This is a genomic window from Rhodopseudomonas sp. BAL398 (genome assembly GCF_033001325.1).
In the GTDB taxonomy this organism is placed as follows: Bacteria; Pseudomonadota; Alphaproteobacteria; order Rhizobiales; family Xanthobacteraceae; genus JARJEH01.
Map to the genome: position 1 here is coordinate 5233215 of NZ_CP133111.1, position 19286 is coordinate 5252500.

At 62.5% G+C, this 19286-nt stretch carries 18 protein-coding genes, 2 tRNA genes and 2 rRNA genes (1 of these 22 only partly in view); 14 read left to right on the plus strand and 8 right to left on the minus strand.

Going from position 1 to position 19286, the window contains the following annotated elements; genetic code table 11:
- Positions 1-14 precede the first annotated feature (14 nt).
- On the minus strand, positions 15-605 hold the full coding sequence (locus RBJ75_RS24585; RefSeq protein ID WP_044404454.1) for an NADPH-dependent FMN reductase: 591 nt from the start codon (positions 603-605) through the stop codon (positions 15-17).
- A gap of 331 nt (positions 606-936) precedes the next feature.
- Between RBJ75_RS24585 and RBJ75_RS24590 the strand changes: the two genes are divergently transcribed.
- From RBJ75_RS24590 to RBJ75_RS24625, 8 genes are all read left to right on the plus strand, one after another.
- Entirely contained in the window at positions 937-1662 is a 726-nt protein-coding gene (locus RBJ75_RS24590; RefSeq protein WP_044404457.1) for a GntR family transcriptional regulator, read from the plus strand.
- A gap of 67 nt (positions 1663-1729) precedes the next feature.
- On the plus strand, positions 1730-2701 hold the full coding sequence (locus RBJ75_RS24595; RefSeq protein ID WP_044404461.1) for an ABC transporter substrate-binding protein: 972 nt from the start codon (positions 1730-1732) through the stop codon (positions 2699-2701).
- Between the two features lie 9 nt (positions 2702-2710).
- Complete coding sequence (locus tag RBJ75_RS24600; RefSeq protein WP_044404464.1) at positions 2711-3466, plus strand: ABC transporter permease; 756 nt, start codon at positions 2711-2713, stop codon at positions 3464-3466.
- The gene (locus tag RBJ75_RS24605; RefSeq protein WP_052628768.1) at positions 3430-4251 is read left to right on the plus strand and encodes an ABC transporter ATP-binding protein; all 822 of its coding nucleotides are present in this window, start codon (positions 3430-3432) and stop codon (positions 4249-4251) included. Before RBJ75_RS24600 ends, RBJ75_RS24605 begins: the two co-directional genes overlap by 37 nt.
- A gap of 8 nt (positions 4252-4259) precedes the next feature.
- The gene (locus tag RBJ75_RS24610) at positions 4260-5057 is read left to right on the plus strand and encodes an ABC transporter permease (RefSeq protein WP_044404470.1); all 798 of its coding nucleotides are present in this window, start codon (positions 4260-4262) and stop codon (positions 5055-5057) included.
- 10 nt (positions 5058-5067) lie between these two features.
- The gene (locus RBJ75_RS24615; RefSeq protein WP_044404473.1) at positions 5068-5733 is read left to right on the plus strand and encodes a polysaccharide deacetylase family protein; all 666 of its coding nucleotides are present in this window, start codon (positions 5068-5070) and stop codon (positions 5731-5733) included.
- A complete protein-coding gene (locus tag RBJ75_RS24620) occupies positions 5730-6599 on the plus strand; it encodes a fumarylacetoacetate hydrolase family protein (RefSeq protein ID WP_044404476.1) in 870 nt (289 codons plus the stop codon). The genes RBJ75_RS24615 and RBJ75_RS24620 overlap by 4 nt, the downstream gene beginning before the upstream one ends.
- Positions 6600-6641: 42 nt before the next feature.
- Complete coding sequence (locus RBJ75_RS24625; protein WP_234707288.1) at positions 6642-7682, plus strand: 5-methyltetrahydropteroyltriglutamate--homocysteine methyltransferase; 1041 nt, start codon at positions 6642-6644, stop codon at positions 7680-7682.
- Between the two features lie 51 nt (positions 7683-7733).
- On the opposite strand, the gene cynS is transcribed toward RBJ75_RS24625, so the two are convergent.
- The 7 genes from cynS to RBJ75_RS24660 all read right to left on the minus strand — a co-directional run bounded on the left by cynS (position 7734) and on the right by RBJ75_RS24660 (position 14103).
- Positions 7734-8216, minus strand: coding sequence for a cyanase (gene cynS, locus RBJ75_RS24630; protein ID WP_276156756.1), 483 nt, complete (start codon positions 8214-8216; stop codon positions 7734-7736).
- 82 nt (positions 8217-8298) lie between these two features.
- The gene (locus RBJ75_RS24635) at positions 8299-9135 is read right to left on the minus strand and encodes an ABC transporter permease (RefSeq protein ID WP_044404130.1); all 837 of its coding nucleotides are present in this window, start codon (positions 9133-9135) and stop codon (positions 8299-8301) included.
- Positions 9132-10376, minus strand: coding sequence for an ABC transporter substrate-binding protein (locus tag RBJ75_RS24640; RefSeq protein ID WP_044404133.1), 1245 nt, complete (start codon positions 10374-10376; stop codon positions 9132-9134). Before RBJ75_RS24640 ends, RBJ75_RS24635 begins: the two co-directional genes overlap by 4 nt.
- 22 nt (positions 10377-10398) lie before the next feature.
- Positions 10399-11295, minus strand: coding sequence for an ABC transporter ATP-binding protein (locus RBJ75_RS24645; RefSeq protein ID WP_044404136.1), 897 nt, complete (start codon positions 11293-11295; stop codon positions 10399-10401).
- A 73-nt stretch (positions 11296-11368) separates the two neighbouring features.
- The gene (locus RBJ75_RS24650) at positions 11369-12250 is read right to left on the minus strand and encodes a sulfurtransferase (RefSeq protein ID WP_044404138.1); all 882 of its coding nucleotides are present in this window, start codon (positions 12248-12250) and stop codon (positions 11369-11371) included.
- Positions 12251-12390: 140 nt separating this feature from the next.
- Complete coding sequence (locus tag RBJ75_RS24655; protein WP_044404141.1) at positions 12391-13521, minus strand: acyl-CoA dehydrogenase family protein; 1131 nt, start codon at positions 13519-13521, stop codon at positions 12391-12393.
- A gap of 45 nt (positions 13522-13566) precedes the next feature.
- Positions 13567-14103: an OsmC family protein gene (locus tag RBJ75_RS24660; RefSeq protein WP_044404144.1), complete on the minus strand. Its 537-nt coding sequence runs from the start codon at positions 14101-14103 to the stop codon at positions 13567-13569.
- 276 nt (positions 14104-14379) lie between these two features.
- Between RBJ75_RS24660 and RBJ75_RS24665 the strand changes: the two genes are divergently transcribed.
- From RBJ75_RS24665 to RBJ75_RS24690, 6 genes are all read left to right on the plus strand, one after another.
- Positions 14380-14979: a TetR/AcrR family transcriptional regulator gene (locus tag RBJ75_RS24665; protein WP_044404146.1), complete on the plus strand. Its 600-nt coding sequence runs from the start codon at positions 14380-14382 to the stop codon at positions 14977-14979.
- A 72-nt stretch (positions 14980-15051) separates the two neighbouring features.
- Entirely contained in the window at positions 15052-15234 is a 183-nt protein-coding gene (locus RBJ75_RS24670; protein ID WP_152647552.1) for a hypothetical protein, read from the plus strand.
- A gap of 491 nt (positions 15235-15725) precedes the next feature.
- Positions 15726-17214 (plus strand): 16S ribosomal RNA (locus RBJ75_RS24675).
- 216 nt (positions 17215-17430) lie between these two features.
- A tRNA-Ile gene (locus RBJ75_RS24680) sits at positions 17431-17507 on the plus strand.
- A 47-nt stretch (positions 17508-17554) separates the two neighbouring features.
- Positions 17555-17630: transfer RNA gene (locus RBJ75_RS24685), tRNA-Ala, on the plus strand.
- Positions 17631-18083: 453 nt separating this feature from the next.
- Positions 18084-19286, plus strand: a 23S ribosomal RNA gene (locus RBJ75_RS24690); it runs 1641 nt beyond the window's last position.
- The 16S and 23S rRNA genes sit together here with 2 tRNA genes alongside, the layout of an rRNA operon.

Genomic DNA, 19286 nt, shown 5'->3' on the forward strand with positions numbered 1-19286 from the left:
CGCCGCGCGCAGCCTCAATAAGGCGGCTTGCGGCGCTCCCGCTGCTGCTTGGCGGCCTCGATCCACCAGGCAAGATCGTTGGCGAAGCGGGAAAAGGCGCGCTCGAGCTGCTGGCCGGGCTCGCCGATCGGTTCAGCTTCGGCGGACAGCGTTTGCGCGATCGGTCCCACCGCAATCGTGCTCGAGGTCACCACCATGCCCATTTCGGATAATGTGCCGTGCCAGGCGGTGGCGGCGCGCGCACCCGACAATCGTCCGGCCGAGTAGCTGGCGATGGCGGCGGGCCGCCAGAACCATTCCTCGAGAAAATGATCGGTCAGGTTCTTCAAGCCGGGCTGGATGCCCCAATTATACTCGCCGGTCACGAACACGAAGCCGTCCGCATTGCGGATCTTTTCCGCCAGCGCCTCCATCGCGGCCGGCGCGGTGCCGGGCGGATATTCCTTGTACATCCTGTCCAGCATCGGCAGGCCGACCGCCTTGGCGTCGATCAGTTCGGCGTCATGGCCCTGGCCGCGCAGCCGGGCGACGAGGAAATCGGCGAGCCGAATCCCCATGCGGTCGGCCCGGTAGGAGCCGTAAAGAACCAAAATGCGATCAGCCATCTGTTCGTCCTTGCATCATAGGGCTCGGGTCAGCCCGAGCATAACCGGCGAAGGCCGATCAGTCAGAGCATGGTCCCCAAAAATGGATCCCGGTTTTCCGAAAAGATCATGCTTAAGCAACAAGCCACAGCGGGATGACGATTCGAAGATAAGTCATCCTGCTCTCAGGAACGTCCCGAGAGTGCCTGGCGCACGCAATGGCCGGCGAATCTCGATCGCGACTTGAGGCCCGATCGGCGGCGCATCAGTCGATCGACACCGCCATCCCTCGCAGCGCAAAATATCGATTTTCGATTGACAATTCTCGGTCGACCCCCCAGCCTCGGCCCAGATGCAGCGAATATCGTTCAGCTTCCCGGAGTCCGATGGGATCAGCGGGCCCAGAACGCTCACCTCGGCGGTGTTGGAGCGGTTGCGCGCCGATATCCTGACGGCGAAGCTGGCGCCTGGACAGAAGCTGCATATTGCCGGCCTTGCGGCGCAATTTTCGGTCAGCTTCGGCGCGGTCCGCGAGGCGCTGTCGCGGCTGGTCGCGGATGGTCTGGTGCAGGCTTCGGATCAGCGCGGCTTTCGGGTCAGCCCGGTGTCGTTGGCCGATCTCGAGGACGTCACCCAAACCCGCGTCGATATCGAAGGCCTGGCGCTGCGACGCGCGATCGAGCGCGGCGATCAGATCTGGCTCGACGCCGTCGAGCGTGAATTCACGACCTTGTCGGCGATTCCCTTCAAGGATCCGCTCGACCCCGAGGCGCATAACGAGCCGTGGCTGAAGCAGCACCGCCGCTTTCATCGTGCCCTGGTCAATGCCTGCGGCTCGACCTGGCTGCTCGGCTTTCGCGATGTGCTGCACGAACAAAGCGAGCGCTATCGGCGGCTGTCGATCCGCCGCGAAACCGGTCAGCACCGCGATGTCGCCGCCGAGCACGCCGCGATTGTGGCGGCGACGCTTCGGCGCGACGCTGACGCCGCCGTCGCCGAACTGACCCAACACTTCCTGACGACGATGCGCCTCGTCGAACTCGCCATTCCGGTCCTGGAGGTGCGCGCCAAACACTGACCGGATTCCACAAGGCCAGGGGCATCAAGACCTCGAGCCAAGATCGAACAACAGAGGGAACGAAATCATGATGACTTCACGCCGTCAGACGCTGGCGATCCTGACCGCCCTGTCGTGCCTTGCCGCCCCGGCCCTGGCGCAGGCCATGGATACGATTCGGGTTGGCCTGCCGACCAAGACTTATTGGCCCACCACCATCGCCGAAACCGCCTTGCGCCAGAAGCTGTTCGAGAAGGAAGGGCTGACGCCGGAGCTCACGATCTATCGCGGCGGCGCGGAGACCTTCGAGGCGATGGCGGCAGGCGCTGCCGACATCATCCTCGATCCGCCGTCGCTGGTGTCCACCGGACGCAAAAAAGGCGTGATGTCGAAGCTGGTGGCGAACGCCGCGATGGGCAGCTATGGCTGGAAGCTGATGGTGCTCAACAAGTCGACGCTCGGGGTCAAGGATCTGAACGGCAAGAAGGTCGCCATCACCTCGGCCGGTTCGGGCTCCGACTTGCTGGCGCTGTGGACCGCCCAGGACAAGAAGATCGACTTCACCCGCGTGCCGGTCGGCGGCGGCGGCTTGGTACCGAACCTGCTGGCCGGCAATGTCGATGCCGCCGTGGTGTATTCGCCGCTGAGCTTCAAGATCGAGAAATCCGGCGAAGCCAAGCCGATCCTCGACTACGCCAAGGAAGTGCCGCCCAACCTGTCGGCCGGCTGGATCGTGCCCGACAAGCTGATCCAGACTCGGCCGGAGGTGGTGCAGAAGGCCGTCAACGCGCTGTATGGCGCGCTGCAGTTCATGCGCAACAATCGTGACGTCACCGTCAAACTGATCGCCGATCTCTACGAGATCCCCGAGGACATCGCCGCGCTCGAATACGAGAACACCATCATGAAGCTGGAGACCGATGGCAGCATGGCGGGACCCGAGGTCGAGAAGGCGGTGCAGCGGTCGATCGACATGGCCAAGCTCGGCGGGCTGAAGGACATCGTGCCGGTCAAGGAGATCATTTCGACCCAGTTCAAGCCGGTTCCGACCAAGCCCTGAAGGCAGCCGATGATGGGTTCGCTCGGACTGAAGCTGGCGCGGTTCGCCGTGGTGCTGTCGATATTCGCGCTGTGGGAAACCTTGTCGCGGACGGGGATGGTCAATCCCCGTCTGCTGCCCTCGGCGTCGGATACGATCGCCATGCTGGGCGAATTGTTGCAGCGCGCCAGCGTGCGCAACGATCTCGTCACCACCGCCGGCGAAGTGGCGGTCGCCTTCCTGCTCGGCTTTCCGAGCGGGGCGCTGATCGGCTTTGCGATCGCCGAGAACCGCTACTTCGCCGATGTGGCGAAACCGCTGTTGTTCTTCGCCTTCAGCATTCCGAAGTCGATCTTCCTGCCGATGTTCATCCTGGTGTTCGGCGTCGGCTTTTCGCAGAAGGTCGGTTTCGGCTTCTTCTCGACGATCTTCATCGTGATCATGTCGACCACCGCCGCGGTCGAATCGGTCAAGACCGAATATCTGACGGTGGCGCGATCCTATGGGGCGACCACGGCGCAGACCGCGTTCCGGGTCTATTTGCCGAGCATGCTTCCGGTGCTGCTGGAAACCGTGCGGATCTCGATGATCTTCAATCTCACCGGCGTGATCCTCGCCGAAATGTACGCCTCGCGCACCGGCATCGGCCACCAGATCGCGATCTGGGGTGAGAATTTCCAGATGAAGCAGCTGCTCGCCGGGGTGCTGCTGATCGCGGTCATCTCCATGGTGTTCAACGAGCTGGTTAGATGGGTGGAAACAAGATGCAGCCATTGGCGAACGTAATGCCGTTTCAGCCTGCCCGGCGCGCCGGCTCGATCCGGATCGAGAATGTCGGTCAGGTGTTCAAGACCAGCACGCAGAGCGTCGAGGCGCTGTCCGACGTGTCGCTGGAGATCAAGCCCGGCCGCTTCGTGGTGCTGGTCGGCCCCAGCGGCTGCGGAAAATCGACGCTGCTGATGATGCTGGCCGGATTGCGCAAGCAGACCTCGGGCACCATCCTGATCAACGACGCGCCGATCGTGGCACCCGACCCCGACCGGGTCGGCGTGGTGTTTCAGGAGGCCAGCCTGTTTCCGTGGCTGACCGCGGAGGAAAACGTCGAATTCCCGCTGACGCTGCGCGGCGTCGACAAGAAGCTGCGGCGGCAGAAGGCGCAGGAAGCGCTGGAGCTGGTCGGGCTGGAAGGCTTCGCCAAGCGCCACCCGCACGAGCTGTCGGGCGGCATGAAGCAGCGCGTCTCGATCGCGCGCGGCCTGGTGCAGGATCCGCCGGTGCTGCTGATGGACGAGCCGTTCGCCGCGCTCGACGAGCAGACCCGGATGACGATGGGCGATGAATTGCTGCGGATCTGGGCGGCGACCGGCAAGACCGTGGTGTTCGTCACCCACAGCCTGACCGAGGCGGTGTATCTGGCCGACGAGGTGGTGGTGATGTCGGCGCGGCCGGGACGGATCGTCGATCATCTGACGGTGACGCTGCCGCGGCCGCGGACCTATGAGATGCTCAGCGGCGACGCATTCGGCACCATGCGCGACCGGATCTGGCGCCACATCCGCAAATCCGCGTGAGGCCGCCGATGTCCGCCACAAACCTGCGCCGCCTGATCGTCGTCTCGCTGATCCTGTGCTGGGAGATCCTGCCGCGCTTCCATATCATCCCCGAATTGTTCCTGCCGTCATTGTCCTCGACGCTGATCGCCGGCTGGAATGACGCCGGCGAATATGGCCAGGCGATGATGGTGACCTTGTACGAGGTCGCGGTGTCGATGGTGTTCGCCTGCGGCGGCGGCATCCTCGCCGGCGCCGTGGTCGGCAGCCTGCCGCGGCCGCGAGTGCTGATCATGCCGATGGTGTCGAGCCTCTATGCCGTGCCGCTGGTGATTCTCTATCCGGTATTCACCGTCTGGCTCGGTATCGGCTCCGAATCCAAGATCGCCTTCGCGTCGATCTACGGCTTTCTGCCGACGATGCTGGCGACCGCCGCCGGGATCCAGACCATCGACCCGCAATTGCTGATCGCGGCGCGCAGCATGGGCGCGACGCTGAGCCAGCGCGTCACCAAGGTGATCATTCCGGCAGCGATTCCCACGGTGCTGTCGGGCCTGCGGGTCGGCGGCGCGCTGGTGATCGTCGGCGTCGTGGTGGCGGAGATGCTGATCTCGTCGGCCGGCATCGGCTATCTGATTTCCCGCTACCGCACCATTCTTGACAGCGCCCATGTGTTCGCCGGCGTGCTGCTGGTGCTGATCCTCGCGGTCGCCTTCAACGCCATCATCCGGTGGATCGAGCGCTATACCGCGATCTGGCAGACCGGAACCCGCGCCGGCGCGGATGCGACCGGTCGTAACTCGGCGGTCCTGCCGGCCACTGCGTAAAGGCATCCCGATGTTTGATCTCACTTTGTCATTCGACAACGGCCCCGATCCGGACATCACGCCGCTGGTGCTCGATGTTCTGGCCCGGCGCGGCATCGCATCGACCTTCTTCGTGATCGGCGAAAAGCTCGCCGATCCGGCGCGGCGCAAATTGGCCGAGCGGGCGCGCGGCGAAGGCCACTGGATCGGCAACCACACCTATACGCATTCGGTGCCGCTCGGCCGCCAAGCCGATCCGGACAGCGCCGACAAGGAGATCGCCCGCACCCAGCGCGTGATCGGCGACCTCGCCGATGCGCGGCGCTGGTTCCGCCCGTTCGGCGGCGGCGGCGTGCTCGATGACGGGCTGCTGAAGCCCTCGGTGGTCGCGCATCTGTGCCGGGAGAACTACAGCTGCGTGCTGTGGAACGCGATTCCGCGCGATTGGGAAGACCCCGACGGCTGGGTCGATCGCGCGCTGGCGCAGTGCCAGGCGCAGGACTGGAGTCTCGTCGTGCTGCACGATCTGCCGACCGGCGCGATGCGCCATCTCGACATGTTTCTCGATCGCGCCCTGGAGGCGGGCGCGCGGCTGCACCAGGAATTTCCGCCGGCCTGCGTCCCGATTCGCTCGGGCGAAATCGCGCTTCCGATCACTTCCTACGTCTCAACCATCGAAGAAGGCATCCAACAATGAAGATCGCAACTTTCAAGGCCGGCTCGACCATCAGCTACGGCATCGTGGCAGATGGCGGCATGATCGACGCCGGACGCCGGATGACGAAATATCCCACGCTGCGCGCGCTGTTGACCGGCGGCTCGCTCGATGATCTGCGCAAGCTGGCGGGCGAGCAGCCGGATTACAAGCTGGCCGAGGTCGAGCTGTTGCCGACCATTCCGGATCCGGACAAGATTTTCTGCATCGGCGTGAACTATGCCAGCCATTTGAAGGAGAGCGGCCATCCGACCCCGCCGCATCCGATGATCTTCACCCGCTTCGCCAATAGCCAGGTCGGCTGCGGCCAGCCGATGATCCGGCCGATCGAATCCGAGCGCTTCGATTATGAGGGCGAGATGGCGGTGGTGATCGGCAAGGGGGGGCGGCGGATTGCGCGCGACGCCGCGTTGTCGCACGTCGCCGGCTATGCCTGCTACAATGACGGCAGCATCCGCGACTGGCAGCGCCACACCTCGCAATTCACGCCCGGCAAGAACTTTGCTGGCACCGGCGGCTTCGGCCCCTGGATGGTCACCACCGACGAATTGCCCGACATCGCCAAGCAGACCCTGACCACGCGCCTCAACGGCGTCGAGGTGCAAAGCGCGCCGATTTCCGATCTGGTGTTCGACGTGCCGGAATTGATCGCCTATTGCTCGATCTTCACCGACCTCGTTCCGGGCGACGTCATCGTCACCGGCACCACCGGCGGCGTCGGCGCCTACCGGGTGCCGCCGCTGTGGATGAAGGGCGGCGACGTCGTCGAGGTCGAAGTGTCCGGCATCGGCATTCTGCGCAATCCGGTGATCGACGAAGTCGCCAAGGCGGTCGGCCAGGCCGCCTGATCGCGGCGTGCTCGCCGCCACAGCCCAACAAGGAGAAGCATTGTGAATTTGCCCAAACATCTGCTGCCGACCACCGTGGTCGGCAGCTATCCGCAGCCGGAATGGCTGGTCGACCGCGCCATGCTGTCCAAGGTGGTGCCGCGCACCCGCATGCATGCGATGTGGCGGCTGCCCGAAGAACATCTCGAGGAGGCCCAGGACGACGCCACCATCGTGGCGATCCGCGACATGGAGCGCGCCGGCATCGATATCGTGACCGACGGCGAAATCCGCCGCGAGAGCTATTCGAACCGCTTCGCCACCGCGCTGGAGGGGATCGACATCGATAACCCGGCGATCATCACCGCGCGCACCGGACAGTCGACGCCGGTGCCGCGCGTCGTCGCCGCGGTGCGCCGCACCCAGCCGGTGGAATTGCGCGACATGCAATTCCTGCGTCGCAACACCGAGCACACGGCGAAGATCACGCTGCCCGGGCCGTTCACCATGAGTCAGCAGGCCAAGAATGAATTCTACGCCGACGACGAAGAGCTGGCGATGGCGTTCGCCGCCGCGGTCAACGAGGAAGCGCTGGAGCTGCAGCGCGCCGGCGCCGACGTGATCCAGCTCGACGAGCCCTGGGTGCGCAACAATCCCGAAGTGGCCAAGCGCTACGCGGTGAAGGCGATCAACCGCGCGCTGCAGGGCATCACGGTGCCGACCGTGGTGCATCTGTGCTTCGGCTATGCGGCAGTAGTGCCGGGCTCGACCAAGCCGGCCGGCTATTCGTTTCTCGCCGAACTGGCCGACACCACGGCCGATCAGATCTCGATCGAGGCGGCGCAGCCAAAGCTCGATCTCGGCGTGTTGAAGGATCTGTCGTCGAAGAAGATCATGCTCGGCGTGCTCGACCTCGGCGATCCGCAGATCGAAACCGTGGAGGTCGTCGCCGACCGCATCCGCCAGGGATTGAAATATGTCGCGGCGGAGCGTCTGGTGCCGGCGCCGGATTGCGGCATGAAATACATGCCGCGCGCCACCGCCTTCGGCAAGTTGAAGGCGATGGCCGATGCCGCCGCGATCGTGCGCGGCGAACTCGGTTAAGTCTCGTCATCGCGCCGCGGCGACGGAGCATTCCGCCGCCGCGGCGCGACATCAATCCTCTTTCAGCCCGAGTGCCAGATCGTTGCCGGCGGCGCCGTAATATTTATACGGCAGGAATTTTCCGGTCATGCCGATCTTGACACGGTCGCCCTTCGGGTCGCTCTGGCGCAGGATGTCCATGTCGAAATCGATCGCCGACATGATGCCGTCGCCGAATTCCTCCTCGATCAGCACCTTGATCGCCGGGCCATTGACCATGATCAATTCGTAGAGCCGATAGATCAACGGATCGGTCGGCGGCATCGGCATGCCGCGCATCGGCGTCTCGTTGATCATCGCCTGCTCGCTCTTGGACAGGCCGAACAATTCGGCGGCCTTCGCGGCCTGCGGCTTGGTCAATTTCATCTGGCCGAGGATCGCGCCGGTGACCAGGATCGGCGACATGCCGCCGATCTGCTCGCAGATATATTTCCAGGTCCACCCCTTCTCGCGCTTGATGTCGAGCAGTTTTTCAGTGAGGTCGGCGCGGGTCATGCTTGTCTCCTATGTTGGGCGCGGGTGGGTCGTGAACTGATACTCAGGATGGAGCGCCGTGGTCGCCGGCGCGGGGTGGTTGTCATTCCTCGCGCGCCCAGCTGGCGCGGCGGACGGCGCGTTCGCAGATGAAATCCAGCGCAAAGCCGATCACGCCGATGATCACCACGGTGGCGCCCAGCCGATCATATTCGAGGCTGTCGCGGGCGTCGTTGATGGAGTAGCCGAGTCCGGAGGTGACGCCGAGGAATTCGGCCGGCACCAGCACGATCCAGGCGACGCCGACCGCCAGCCGAATGCCGCTCAGCGCATCCTGGGCGATCGCCGGCACGATGATGGTGAACAGCATGTGCCAGGGCCGGGCGCCGAGATTGCGCGCGACCTTGAACCAGGCCGGATCGATGCGACGAAAGCCGTGCGCGGTCGAGAACAGGATCGGCCACACCGCCGCGACCCCGATCAGGAATACGATGGCGCCATTCCAGGTCGAGAACGCCATCACGGCGATCGGCATCCAGGCCAGCGGCGAGATCATCCGCAGGAACTGGAACGGCACCGAACTGGCCTCGCGCACCGCCCGGAAGCGGCCGATCAGAATCCCGAACGGCACGCCAAGCGCGATCGCCCAGGCCAGCCCGCCGCCGATCCGCGCGAGGCTCGGCAGCGCCATCTCCACCGCCTCGTCGCTGATCAGCATCTGCCATAATCGCAGGAAGGTCGGCACCGGCGCGAAGCCGGCGAAATTCATCGTCGCCGGATTGGAGGAGACCAGCCAGCCGCCGATCCACCAGACGCCGAGCATGATGCCGATGCCGAGCAGCACATAGGCGGTGCTGCGGGCGTGGCCGGCGAGTTGTCCGGCCGCCGCCCGGCGGGGCGAAGCGGCCGCGACGTCGTCGATGGACAGGTCGAGGCTCACAGCGCCAACACCTCGGTGCGGTTGAACGGATCGTCGGGATTGACGCTCGGGTCGCTCTTCCAGGCCGGATATTTGCTCATCGCGGTCTTGACGAAGTCGTAGTTCACCAGATCCTTGGCGACGAAATCGGGATCGAGCTTCTTCAGGAAGGTGGTGTCGCCGCTGACCACGGTGTCGTTCATCGCCTCGACGATCAGCTTGGTGGCCGAGGGATAGGGCCAGGGCTGGAAGTCGATGCGGCCGATATTCCAGTCCGGATGGGTGATCGCGCCGCTGTCGCCATAGACCTTCTCGTCGTAATAGGTCATCGCCCGCTCGATAATCGGCGCCGGCAGCGGCAGATAGCCTTCGCCGTCCTTCGACAGCAACTTCGCCACTTCCTTCTTGTTCGCCGAGGCGTAGATCTCTGCCCGCACCAGCGCGTTCATCACCTTCTGGGTCCATTCCGGCTTCTTGGTGATGACGGTCTCGTTCATGCACAGCACGCAGCAGGGATGGTTCTTCCAGATATCCCCGGTGAAGCGCAGCATGCGACCGCCGGCCTTGATTTCGCCGAGCGCGTTGAACGGTTCGGCGACGATGTAGCCGTCGATCTTCTTGGCGGCCAGCGCCGCCGGCATTTCGGGCGGCGCCATCACCTGCAGATTGCATTCGTCGGCGGCGAGCGGCTCGCTCTGCGCCTTGATCACGGGCTTGATACCGGATTTGCGCAGCGCATATTGCAGCACGATATTGTGCATCGAGTACCAGAACGGCACCGCCAGCTGCTTGCCGCCGAGATCCTTGAACGAATGGATTCCGGTGTCCTTGCCGACCACGACGCCGGAGCCGTTGGTGTGGGCCCAGGCCATGATCTTGACCGGGAAGTCGTTGTTGTAGCGCATCCACACCGGGATCGGCTTCAAGAGATGCACCAGGTTGAACTTGCCGGCGGCGAAGGATTCGACCAGCGGCGACCAGCCGCGGATCAGGGTCGGGCGCGCCGCTTCGAGGCCCTCGTCCTTGAAATAGCCCATGCCGTGCGCGACCAATAGCGGGGTCGCGTCGGTGATCGGCAGGTAGCCGATCCGCACCACGTCGTCGTCGGCGGCATGGGCCGCGGAGCCGAAGCCGCCCAGCATGGTGCCCAGCGCGGCCAGGCCGCCGGCCGCCAGCATGTCGAGCGTCTGCCGGCGATCGACGGAGACACGGAAGCCGTCGTCATCGGGGTGAACGACGTCATTTCCGCAATTGATGCACATCAGAATCTCCTTGCTGTGGCGGTCAACGATGACCGGCAGTGACGATCTTGAGCGGTTCCGGCCGGTGTGCTTGCTGGACCGAGCAGTCAGGCTGCGCCGAATGCGCGGCGAGGAGGCTGACCGGGGCTTCGACCGAGCGTCCGGCGGCGCGCTCGAACGCGGCTTGCAGTTTGATCTGCGCGGCCTGGGCGCCGGTGCCGCGGCGTTCGCGGTCCTGGTGATCGCCCTCGATCGGCACGATCTCGGCGATGCGGCCGGGATCGGCGGTCATGATCACCGCGCGGTCGGCCATCGCGACGGCCTCGGGAATGTCGTGGGTGACGATGACGAGCGTGATCCCCATCTCCACCGCGATGCGGCGGACGTCGCGCTGCAGCGCGCGACGGGTGACGCCGTCGAGCGCGGAGAACGGCTCGTCGAGCAGCAACACCTTGGGACACACCGCCAGCGACCGGGCCAGCGCGATGCGCTGCTGCTGGCCGCCGGATAGATCCTGCACATTGCGCGCGGCGTAGCCGTCGAGCTCGACCAGCTGCAGCAATTCGCTCACCCGTGCGGCGATTTCCCGGCGCGGACGCCCGGCGAATTTCAGCCCGATGCCGACATTCTGCGCCACCGTCATCCATGGATACAGATTGGGCTGCTGGAACATGACAATCCAGTGCGGCGACGGCCCCTCGACCCGCGCGCCGTCGATCCGGACCTCGCCGGCGCTCGGCAGCGCCAGGCCGGAGATGATGTGCAGCAATGTCGACTTGCCGCAGCCGGAACGGCCGACCAGCGCCACCGCCTCGCAGGGCTGCACTTCGAGGCTGATGTCGCTCAGCACATTGACGGTCGAGCGCCGATAATGATGGCTGACGCCATTGATGGCGATATGCGCGCCGGGCCAGGAGGTGGTCGATTTGATCAATGCCATCGTGGTGGCCGTCCCTTCGATTGGCTCACAGTTGAGCGGCGCCGGTCGCAGAGCTGCCGGCGCCCCCTATGGGTCACTCCGCGGCGGCCATCATCGGCTGCGCGAAGGGAAGACCCTCCTCGATCGGCAATGAAGGGTCGCGCGACCATTCGTTCCATGAGCCGAAATACAGGCTGACATCCTTGATGCCGGCCTCCTTCAGCGCGACCAGCGTGTTGGAGGCGCGCGCGCCCTTGAAGCAATACAGCACCACTGGCGTATCCGGCGTGATGCCGACGGTGGCGCATTCGGCGAGGATCTCGTTGGCCGATTTGAACACCGGGCCGGCCGGCGACGGCTTCATCATCCGGTACCATTCGATCCAGACCGCGCCGGGAATCCTGCCCTTGCGCGGGCAGTAATCCTTGCCGTAGGGCGAGGAGCTTTCGCCGACCCATTCGTCGACGTCGCGGGTGTCGAGCTTGACCAGGTTGGGATCGGCGACCGCGGCCTTCATCGCTTCCAGGTCGACCAGAATGCCGGCGGCGCTGGAATCGATCGGGAAAGTCTTGGCGGTCGGGGTGGGCGTCTCGGTGCTGGTCGGCAGTTCGGCCGCGGTCCAGGCCGCGTAGCCGCCATGCAGGATCTTGATTTTCGGATAGCCGAGATAGCGCAACAACACATAGCCGCGGCAGGACTGGCCGAAGCCGGTATTCATCGATTGCTCGTAGATCACCGCGGTCTCCTCGCCGGACAGGCCGGCGGCGCCGAAGGTCGCGGCGAATTTGTCGCGCATCGCCGCGACGCCTTCGGGCGTCGACATTGCGAGATAGGTGAAGATCTCATGGATGTTGACGGCGCCGGGGACATGGCCGGCGGCGTAGGAGGCCGGATCGCGGGTATCGATCACCACCGTTCCGGGGGATTTCAGCATCTCGGACAATTCGGCGGGGGTTACGAGAACCTTCTCACTCATCAGTCGCTCCTGTGTTGGGTGTTGAACACATTCTGGCAGTGACCACGCCCGGCACGGGCTCCGTGCCGGGATCGATGTTGTACGCAGCGCCGCGTGCGGCTTGCCTGGCTTTCGATGATCGTCGCGGGCTAGTGCCTCATTCAGTGCCCCATGTCCGCGAGCATCTTGCGTAGTTGCTTGGTGGCCGGCGTGACGATGGCGACGAAATAGGCCTCGCGCAGCCGGCGTTGCGCGGCGGCGTTGGCGACGTAGCCGCGCGCGCCGCAATGGAGCATCGCGCCGTGTGCCGCAGCCACCGAGGCGTCGCCCGCGGCCAGCCGCGCCTCGATCACCGCGCGCCAATAGGCGAGGTCGGTCTCGAACGGCGTGGCGGCGAGGCGGGCGACTTCGGCTTCCATCGCCACCAATTGCTCGGCCAGGGGCTCGGGCTGGACGTCGAGATATTTGTTGACGTGGCCGAGCGGCCCCCGGGTCTGCTCCATCAGCCTGATGCAGTCGCGGATCAGGCCGAACGCCATGCCGGCCTGCAGCAGGATGAAGCCGGCGCGGATGCGCTTGATATAGTCGTCGACCGGATCGGCGATGATCCAGGCGTCGGGCACCGCGACGTCGCGCATCTGCACCGCGAAGGTGCGGGTGCCGTCGAGCGCGGTGAATTTGGCGTTGTCGGCAAGCGTGACGCCCTCGGCGTCGCAGGGGATCACCGCCATCACATTGCGGCTGTCGCTGCCGTCGGCGACCTCGAAGATGCCGCCGAAGTAATGGCCGGCGCCGAGATTGGAGACGTAGGGCAGCAGGCCCTTGACGACATAGCCGCCATTGGCGCGGCGGCCCTTCAGCCGCATCGGTTCGATCCCGAACAGGGATTTCATCGGGTTCGACAGCGCGGTGCCGCCCAGCACCGCGCCGCTGGCAATCTGCGGACCGATGCCGGTCTTCAACGCCTCATTGTCGGAGCAATAGACGTACCAGGCCAGCGCGTCCTGGCACCACATGCAGAACGACGTCGACAGGCAGTGCTCGCCGGCCGCCGCCATCGCGTTGATGGCGGTGACCAGATCGACGCTCGTGCTGTGCCCAGGAAGGTGCTGCGCATAGGCGCCGAGCCGGCCAAAATCCCGCATCACCTGTTCGGGGTAGTAGCCCTCGACATCGATCTTGTTGACCAGTGCGGGCAATTCGCGCGCGGACAACGAGCGAACCGCTTCGATCACGCCCGCATCGGCGATGGCGGCCGTGTCGCTCTGCCTAATCGTCTGTACGTCCAGCATGTGGTTTCTCGATCCTGAGTTGAACAAACCGCGGGGCCGATCGGCTCAGCCGATCGCGACGTCGAGATTCACCGGCCGCGAGAAGGTGTTGGCGACCGGCGACCACTGCCGCGCATGCGCCACCAGCGCATCGAGTTCTTCGCGCGGGCGATCGGCTTCGAACGTCACCTTGGCGCGGACGTCGGTGAAGCCGACCGGCTTTTCCGACAGGTCGCCGGTGCCCCAGACGCCGGTGATGTTGAGGTCGCCCTCGAGCTCGATCTCGAGCTTGTAGACGGTGATGCCTTGCGCCACCGCGTTGGCATGGATGCCGACGGCGAGGCAGGAGCCGAGCGCGGCTAGAGAGGCTTCGGACGGATTCGGCGCGGTGTCGTCGCCGAGCAGGCCAGGCGGCTCATCGACGATGTAGGGCGGCAGCGAGCGGATGAAATTGAGGTGGCGGAATCGGCCCTCGGCCACCGTCTTGCACTTCAGCGTCTTGATCACATTGGGATTGGCCTTGCCGTTGGCGATCAGCGCATCGAGGCCCTGTTTGTCGATCGGCGCCAGGCAGCCGGTCAGAGCGGTGGCAATCTTGGTCATGGGATCTCCTCTGCGTGCCGCCTGTCCGAGGGCGGCTAAAATAGCTACAGACCGTTCTGTATTAGCAGGAAGCATGCCAATCCCTTGCGGCGAAAAATTCCCTGATGAATCAATGAAGGGCAGCTCGCAGCGGCGCCGCCTGAAAAGCCGCCACGCCAAAGTTTCAGTCATCAGGCCATGCGATTGCCTGCTTTGGCGTCAAAATCCGCCTACGCAGCTACAGACCATTCGGTTTCCCAATTGCAGTTTGCACGGCGCGGCGTTATTTGATTCGGGATGACCGACGCAGCGCAGCTCGAAATCGATTCACCCCCGCCCGACGTGAAGCTGTCGCCGCGGGAGCGGCTGATCGAAAGCGGCCGGATCCTGTTCTGCCGCTATGGCATCAACTCGGTCGGCGTCGACGCCATCATCGAATCCGCCGGCACCGCCAAGACCACTTTGTATAAATTGTTCGGATCGAAGGACGGCCTGGTCGAGGCCGTGCTCGACCATGAGGGCCGCAATTGGCGCAGCTGGTTTCTCGATGAGATCGACGGGCAGGGCGGCACCGCGCGCGAGCGGCTCGGCCGCATCGGCCCGGCACTGAAGGTCTGGTTTAGCCGCAGCGATTTTTTCGGTTGCCCCTTCATCAATGCGGTCGGCGAATCCGACAAGGCCGACGACCGGATGCGCAGGCTGGCGATCGCCCACAAGACCGTCGTGCTGGATCGGTTGACGGCATTATGCACCGAAGCCGGCGTGCCGGAGCCGGCGCAGGTCGCCCACACACTCGGCCTGGTGATCGACGGCGCCATCGTGATGGCGCTGATCACCCGCGACGCCTCGGCCGCCGATGTCGCCGGGCGCGCTTGCGCGGCGATTCTGCCCGCCTGACGAGACCATCTGGTCGAAGCGTTGCACCCAGGCTGCGTGCCGCTCTGCAATGGCAAGCGCGAACGACCGCTCATGATCGCGCATCCGCACCCGTCGCTTTTCTGTCGAATGCTGCGCGTCGGCCGCGCCGATTTCGAACAGCGGCGCGTCGATTCTGTCTGCTATCGCGCGATCGGCGAGGGGGAGCGCGGGGCGCGGCTTGTTTCCTGCGACCGCCGTCACCGCCATTGGACGGCGCAGATCAGCGGTTTTTGACTGCGCTGCAATATGCGGCGGGATTTCTCCCTCGGATTTGCAACACTCCATGGCGTGAAACTTTTCGCTCCTTTCGATGTTTTCACCTAGCCTCGAAAAAAAGTGTTGCGTCTTTTCTCGGGGGAGCCTAAAGGTTCACTCCCTTCGGGGCGCTGGCGACCTTCGGGTTGCCGCCTGATGACCTTCTCTTAAGAAGATCACTAGAAGAGATTATCTCCTTTTGGGGAGATGGCGATTTTTCGCTGGGCTGTTTGACAAGTTAAAGAGAAGAAAGAGAAACGTGGACGGCGAAGTCCTTGCGGGTCTTGATTTTGAGGAGCTTCGGCTTTTTGGGATTGGGGCCGGACGAAAGACTTCGGCGGTACACGTTTACATAGGTTACACCATGCCTTCAGCGATGAGGGCGTGACGGCTGCGATGTGAATCGCGGTCGGCATTATATGGTGGGACCTCGTCAAACGATGTGATCAGCCGGTTTAAAGTTTCAAGTCCAACTTGAGAGTTTGATCCTGGCTCAGAGCGAACGCTGGCGGCAGGCTTAACACATGCAAGTCGAACGGGCATAGCAATATGTCAGTGGCAGACGGGTGAGTAACGCGTGGGAACATACCTTTTGGTTCGGAACAACTGAGGGAAACTTCAGCTAATACCGGATAAGCCCTTACGGGGAAAGATTTATCGCCGAAAGATTGGCCCGCGTCTGATTAGCTAGTTGGTGAGGTAATGGCTCACCAAGGCGACGATCAGTAGCTGGTCTGAGAGGATGATCAGCCACATTGGGACTGAGACACGGCCCAAACTCCTACGGGAGGCAGCAGTGGGGAATATTGGACAATGGGCGAAAGCCTGATCCAGCCATGCCGCGTGAGTGATGAAGGCCCTAGGGTTGTAAAGCTCTTTTGTGCGGGAAGATAATGACGGTACCGCAAGAATAAGCCCCGGCTAACTTCGTGCCAGCAGCCGCGGTAATACGAAGGGGGCTAGCGTTGCTCGGAATCACTGGGCGTAAAGGGTGCGTAGGCGGGTTTTTAAGTCAGAGGTGAAATCCTGGAGCTCAACTCCAGAACTGCCTTTGATACTGGAAGTCTTGAGTATGGCAGAGGTGAGTGGAACTGCGAGTGTAGAGGTGAAATTCGTAGATATTCGCAAGAACACCAGTGGCGAAGGCGGCTCACTGGGCCATTACTGACGCTGAGGCACGAAAGCGTGGGGAGCAAACAGGATTAGATACCCTGGTAGTCCACGCCGTAAACGATGAATGCCAGCCGTTAGTGGGTTTACTCACTAGTGGCGCAGCTAACGCTTTAAGCATTCCGCCTGGGGAGTACGGTCGCAAGATTAAAACTCAAAGGAATTGACGGGGGCCCGCACAAGCGGTGGAGCATGTGGTTTAATTCGACGCAACGCGCAGAACCTTACCAGCCCTTGACATGTCCAGGACCGGTCGCAGAGATGTGACCTTCTCTTCGGAGCCTGGAGCACAGGTGCTGCATGGCTGTCGTCAGCTCGTGTCGTGAGATGTTGGGTTAAGTCCCGCAACGAGCGCAACCCCCGTCCTTAGTTGCTACCATTTAGTTGAGCACTCTAAGGAGACTGCCGGTGATAAGCCGCGAGGAAGGTGGGGATGACGTCAAGTCCTCATGGCCCTTACGGGCTGGGCTACACACGTGCTACAATGGCGGTGACAATGGGATGCTAAGGGGCGACCCTTCGCAAATCTCAAAAAGCCGTCTCAGTTCGGATTGGAGTCTGCAACTCGACTCCATGAAGTTGGAATCGCTAGTAATCGTGGATCAGCATGCCACGGTGAATACGTTCCCGGGCCTTGTACACACCGCCCGTCACACCATGGGAGTTGGTTCTACCTGAAGGCAGTGCGCTAACCCGCAAGGGAGGCAGCTGACCACGGTAGGGTCAGCGACTGGGGTGAAGTCGTAACAAGGTAGCCGTAGGGGAACCTGCGGCTGGATCACCTCCTTTCTAAGGATGGTTCTTCAGATGCTTGCTACTTGTAGCTTGCAACTATCGAACCTCTTCAGAAACATCCGTGGCCAACGATTGGATCAATCGTTGAGCTGCATTGGCGGGATTTCGCCGTCTTCGTTTCTCTTTCTTCGCGGACGAACACGCGCCGGGGCTGCGCTTGTGCGACGGGTCGGCGTGAGCCGATCGTTGCTGGCAGGTCCCTCGTGTTGAGGGCTTGTAGCTCAGTTGGTTAGAGCGCGCGCTTGATAAGCGTGAGGTCGGAAGTTCAAGTCTTCCCAGGCCCACCACTTCATCGAGCGCTGCATGTGTCTTCAGAGTGTGCGTCTTCTGGTACGGGGCCATAGCTCAGCTGGGAGAGCGCGTGCTTTGCAAGCATGAGGTCGTCGGTTCGATCCCGTCTGGCTCCACCACGCTTTGCGCGGCGTAGCCGGGCGAAGCGTGCTGCGGCGAAGCTCCTGTTGGAGCGAAGCCGGGCAGCTGACGATCGATGCCGAGCTCAAGGCGCACCGTGTTCAACGAACTTGGAATGACCAAGATCGATCCGCGAAACACAACTTCGCATGTCGCATCCTACGGGATGTGCGTGCGGGATATCTGACATCGTATAGAGGAGATTGATCCGGGTTTGGATCCGGCGAAGCAATTCGCGTGGGTTCATTCACTATCTCCATGACATCGCATCGCCTGACCGTCGCAAGATGGTTGGACCTTGTCTGTCATTGTTGGTGACGCTTGACCGCCTCATCATCGGATTGATCTTACGAAGCAAGCTGGTCTTTCTACTCAATGATCCAGCTGCATTGCTCCTTCGGGAGTGCTGCGGCCAACATTCTGCCGAGTGTGTGGACATTGAGAATGAGAGCAATCAAGTGCCTTAAGGGTGTTCGGTGGATGCCTTGGCGCTGAGAGGCGATGAAGGACGTGCTACGCTGCGATAAGCCGTGGGGAGCTGCGAAGAAGCTTTGATCCACGGATTTCCGAATGGGGAAACCCACCTTCGATAGCTGGAACTCCAAGGCCTGTGTCTTGGTGATCATTCAGCAATGTCTGGTTCCAAGCCGCGAGGTTTTGGATTTCCAGTTATCAAGTGAAGGTATAAGACTCCTGAATACATAGGGGGTTTTAAGCGAACCCAGGGAACTGAAACATCTAAGTACCTGGAGGAAAGGACATCAACAGAGACTCCGTTAGTAGTGGCGAGCGAACGCGGACCAGGCCAGTGGTACATCAAAGACAACCGGAACCTGTCAGGAAAGCAGGGCCTCAGAGGGTGATAGCCCCGTACGGGTAATGCGATGATGTATCCTTGAGTAAGGCGGAACACGTGAAATTCTGTCTGAACGTGGGGGGACCACCCTCCAAGCCTAAGTACTCCTCAGCGACCGATAGTGAACCAGTACCGTGAGGGAAAGGTGAAAAGCACCCCGACGAGGGGAGTGAAATAGACCTGAAACCGGACACCTACAAACAGATGGAGCCCAAGATACGTTCTGGGTGACATCGTACCTTTTGTATTATGGGCCAGCGACTTAATTTAACGAGCAAGCTTAAGCCGATAGGTGTATGCGCAGCGAAAGCGAGTCTGAATAGGGCGTCAAGTTCGTTGTATTAGACCCGAAACCTAGTGATCTAGCCATGAGCAGGTTGAAGGTGAGGTAACACTCACTGGAGGACCGAACGGGTGTCTGTTGAAAAAGACTCCGATGACTTGTGGTTAGGGGTGAAAGGCCAATCAAACTGGGAAATAGCTGGTTCTCCGCGAAAGATATTTAGGTATCGCCTCGGATGAATACCTCGGGGGGTAGAGCACTGGATGGGCTAGGGGGACTTACCGTCTTACCAACCCCAACCAAACTCCGAATACCCGAGAGTACTATCCGGGAGTCACACGGCGGGTGCTAACGTCCGTCGTGGAGAGGGAAACAACCCGGACCTACAGCTAAGGCCCCTAATTCGTGGCTAAGTGGGAAAGGATGTGGGAATCCCAAAACAACCAGGAGGTTGGCTTAGAAGCAGCCATCCTTTAAAGAAAGCGTAACAGCTCACTGGTCTAAATAAGGGTTCCT

Excerpts from the sequence above, each read along its gene's own strand:
- RBJ75_RS24585 (WP_044404454.1), bottom strand. The coding sequence starts at position 605 with ATGGCTGATCGCATTTTGGTTCTTTACGGCTCCTACCGGGCCGACCGC.
- RBJ75_RS24590 (WP_044404457.1), top strand. The coding sequence starts at position 937 with ATGCAGCGAATATCGTTCAGCTTCCCGGAGTCCGATGGGATCAGCGGG.
- RBJ75_RS24595 (WP_044404461.1), top strand. The coding sequence starts at position 1,730 with ATGATGACTTCACGCCGTCAGACGCTGGCGATCCTGACCGCCCTGTCG.
- RBJ75_RS24600 (WP_044404464.1), top strand. The coding sequence starts at position 2,711 with ATGATGGGTTCGCTCGGACTGAAGCTGGCGCGGTTCGCCGTGGTGCTG.
- RBJ75_RS24605 (WP_052628768.1), top strand. The coding sequence starts at position 3,430 with ATGGGTGGAAACAAGATGCAGCCATTGGCGAACGTAATGCCGTTTCAG.
- RBJ75_RS24610 (WP_044404470.1), top strand. The coding sequence starts at position 4,260 with ATGTCCGCCACAAACCTGCGCCGCCTGATCGTCGTCTCGCTGATCCTG.
- RBJ75_RS24615 (WP_044404473.1), top strand. The coding sequence starts at position 5,068 with ATGTTTGATCTCACTTTGTCATTCGACAACGGCCCCGATCCGGACATC.
- RBJ75_RS24620 (WP_044404476.1), top strand. The coding sequence starts at position 5,730 with ATGAAGATCGCAACTTTCAAGGCCGGCTCGACCATCAGCTACGGCATC.
- cynS (WP_276156756.1), bottom strand. The coding sequence starts at position 8,216 with ATGACCCGCGCCGACCTCACTGAAAAACTGCTCGACATCAAGCGCGAG.
- RBJ75_RS24640 (WP_044404133.1), bottom strand. The coding sequence starts at position 10,376 with ATGTGCATCAATTGCGGAAATGACGTCGTTCACCCCGATGACGACGGC.
- RBJ75_RS24645 (WP_044404136.1), bottom strand. The coding sequence starts at position 11,295 with ATGGCATTGATCAAATCGACCACCTCCTGGCCCGGCGCGCATATCGCC.
- RBJ75_RS24650 (WP_044404138.1), bottom strand. The coding sequence starts at position 12,250 with ATGAGTGAGAAGGTTCTCGTAACCCCCGCCGAATTGTCCGAGATGCTG.
- RBJ75_RS24655 (WP_044404141.1), bottom strand. The coding sequence starts at position 13,521 with ATGCTGGACGTACAGACGATTAGGCAGAGCGACACGGCCGCCATCGCC.
- RBJ75_RS24660 (WP_044404144.1), bottom strand. The coding sequence starts at position 14,103 with ATGACCAAGATTGCCACCGCTCTGACCGGCTGCCTGGCGCCGATCGAC.
- RBJ75_RS24665 (WP_044404146.1), top strand. The coding sequence starts at position 14,380 with ATGACCGACGCAGCGCAGCTCGAAATCGATTCACCCCCGCCCGACGTG.
- RBJ75_RS24670 (WP_152647552.1), top strand. The coding sequence starts at position 15,052 with ATGATCGCGCATCCGCACCCGTCGCTTTTCTGTCGAATGCTGCGCGTC.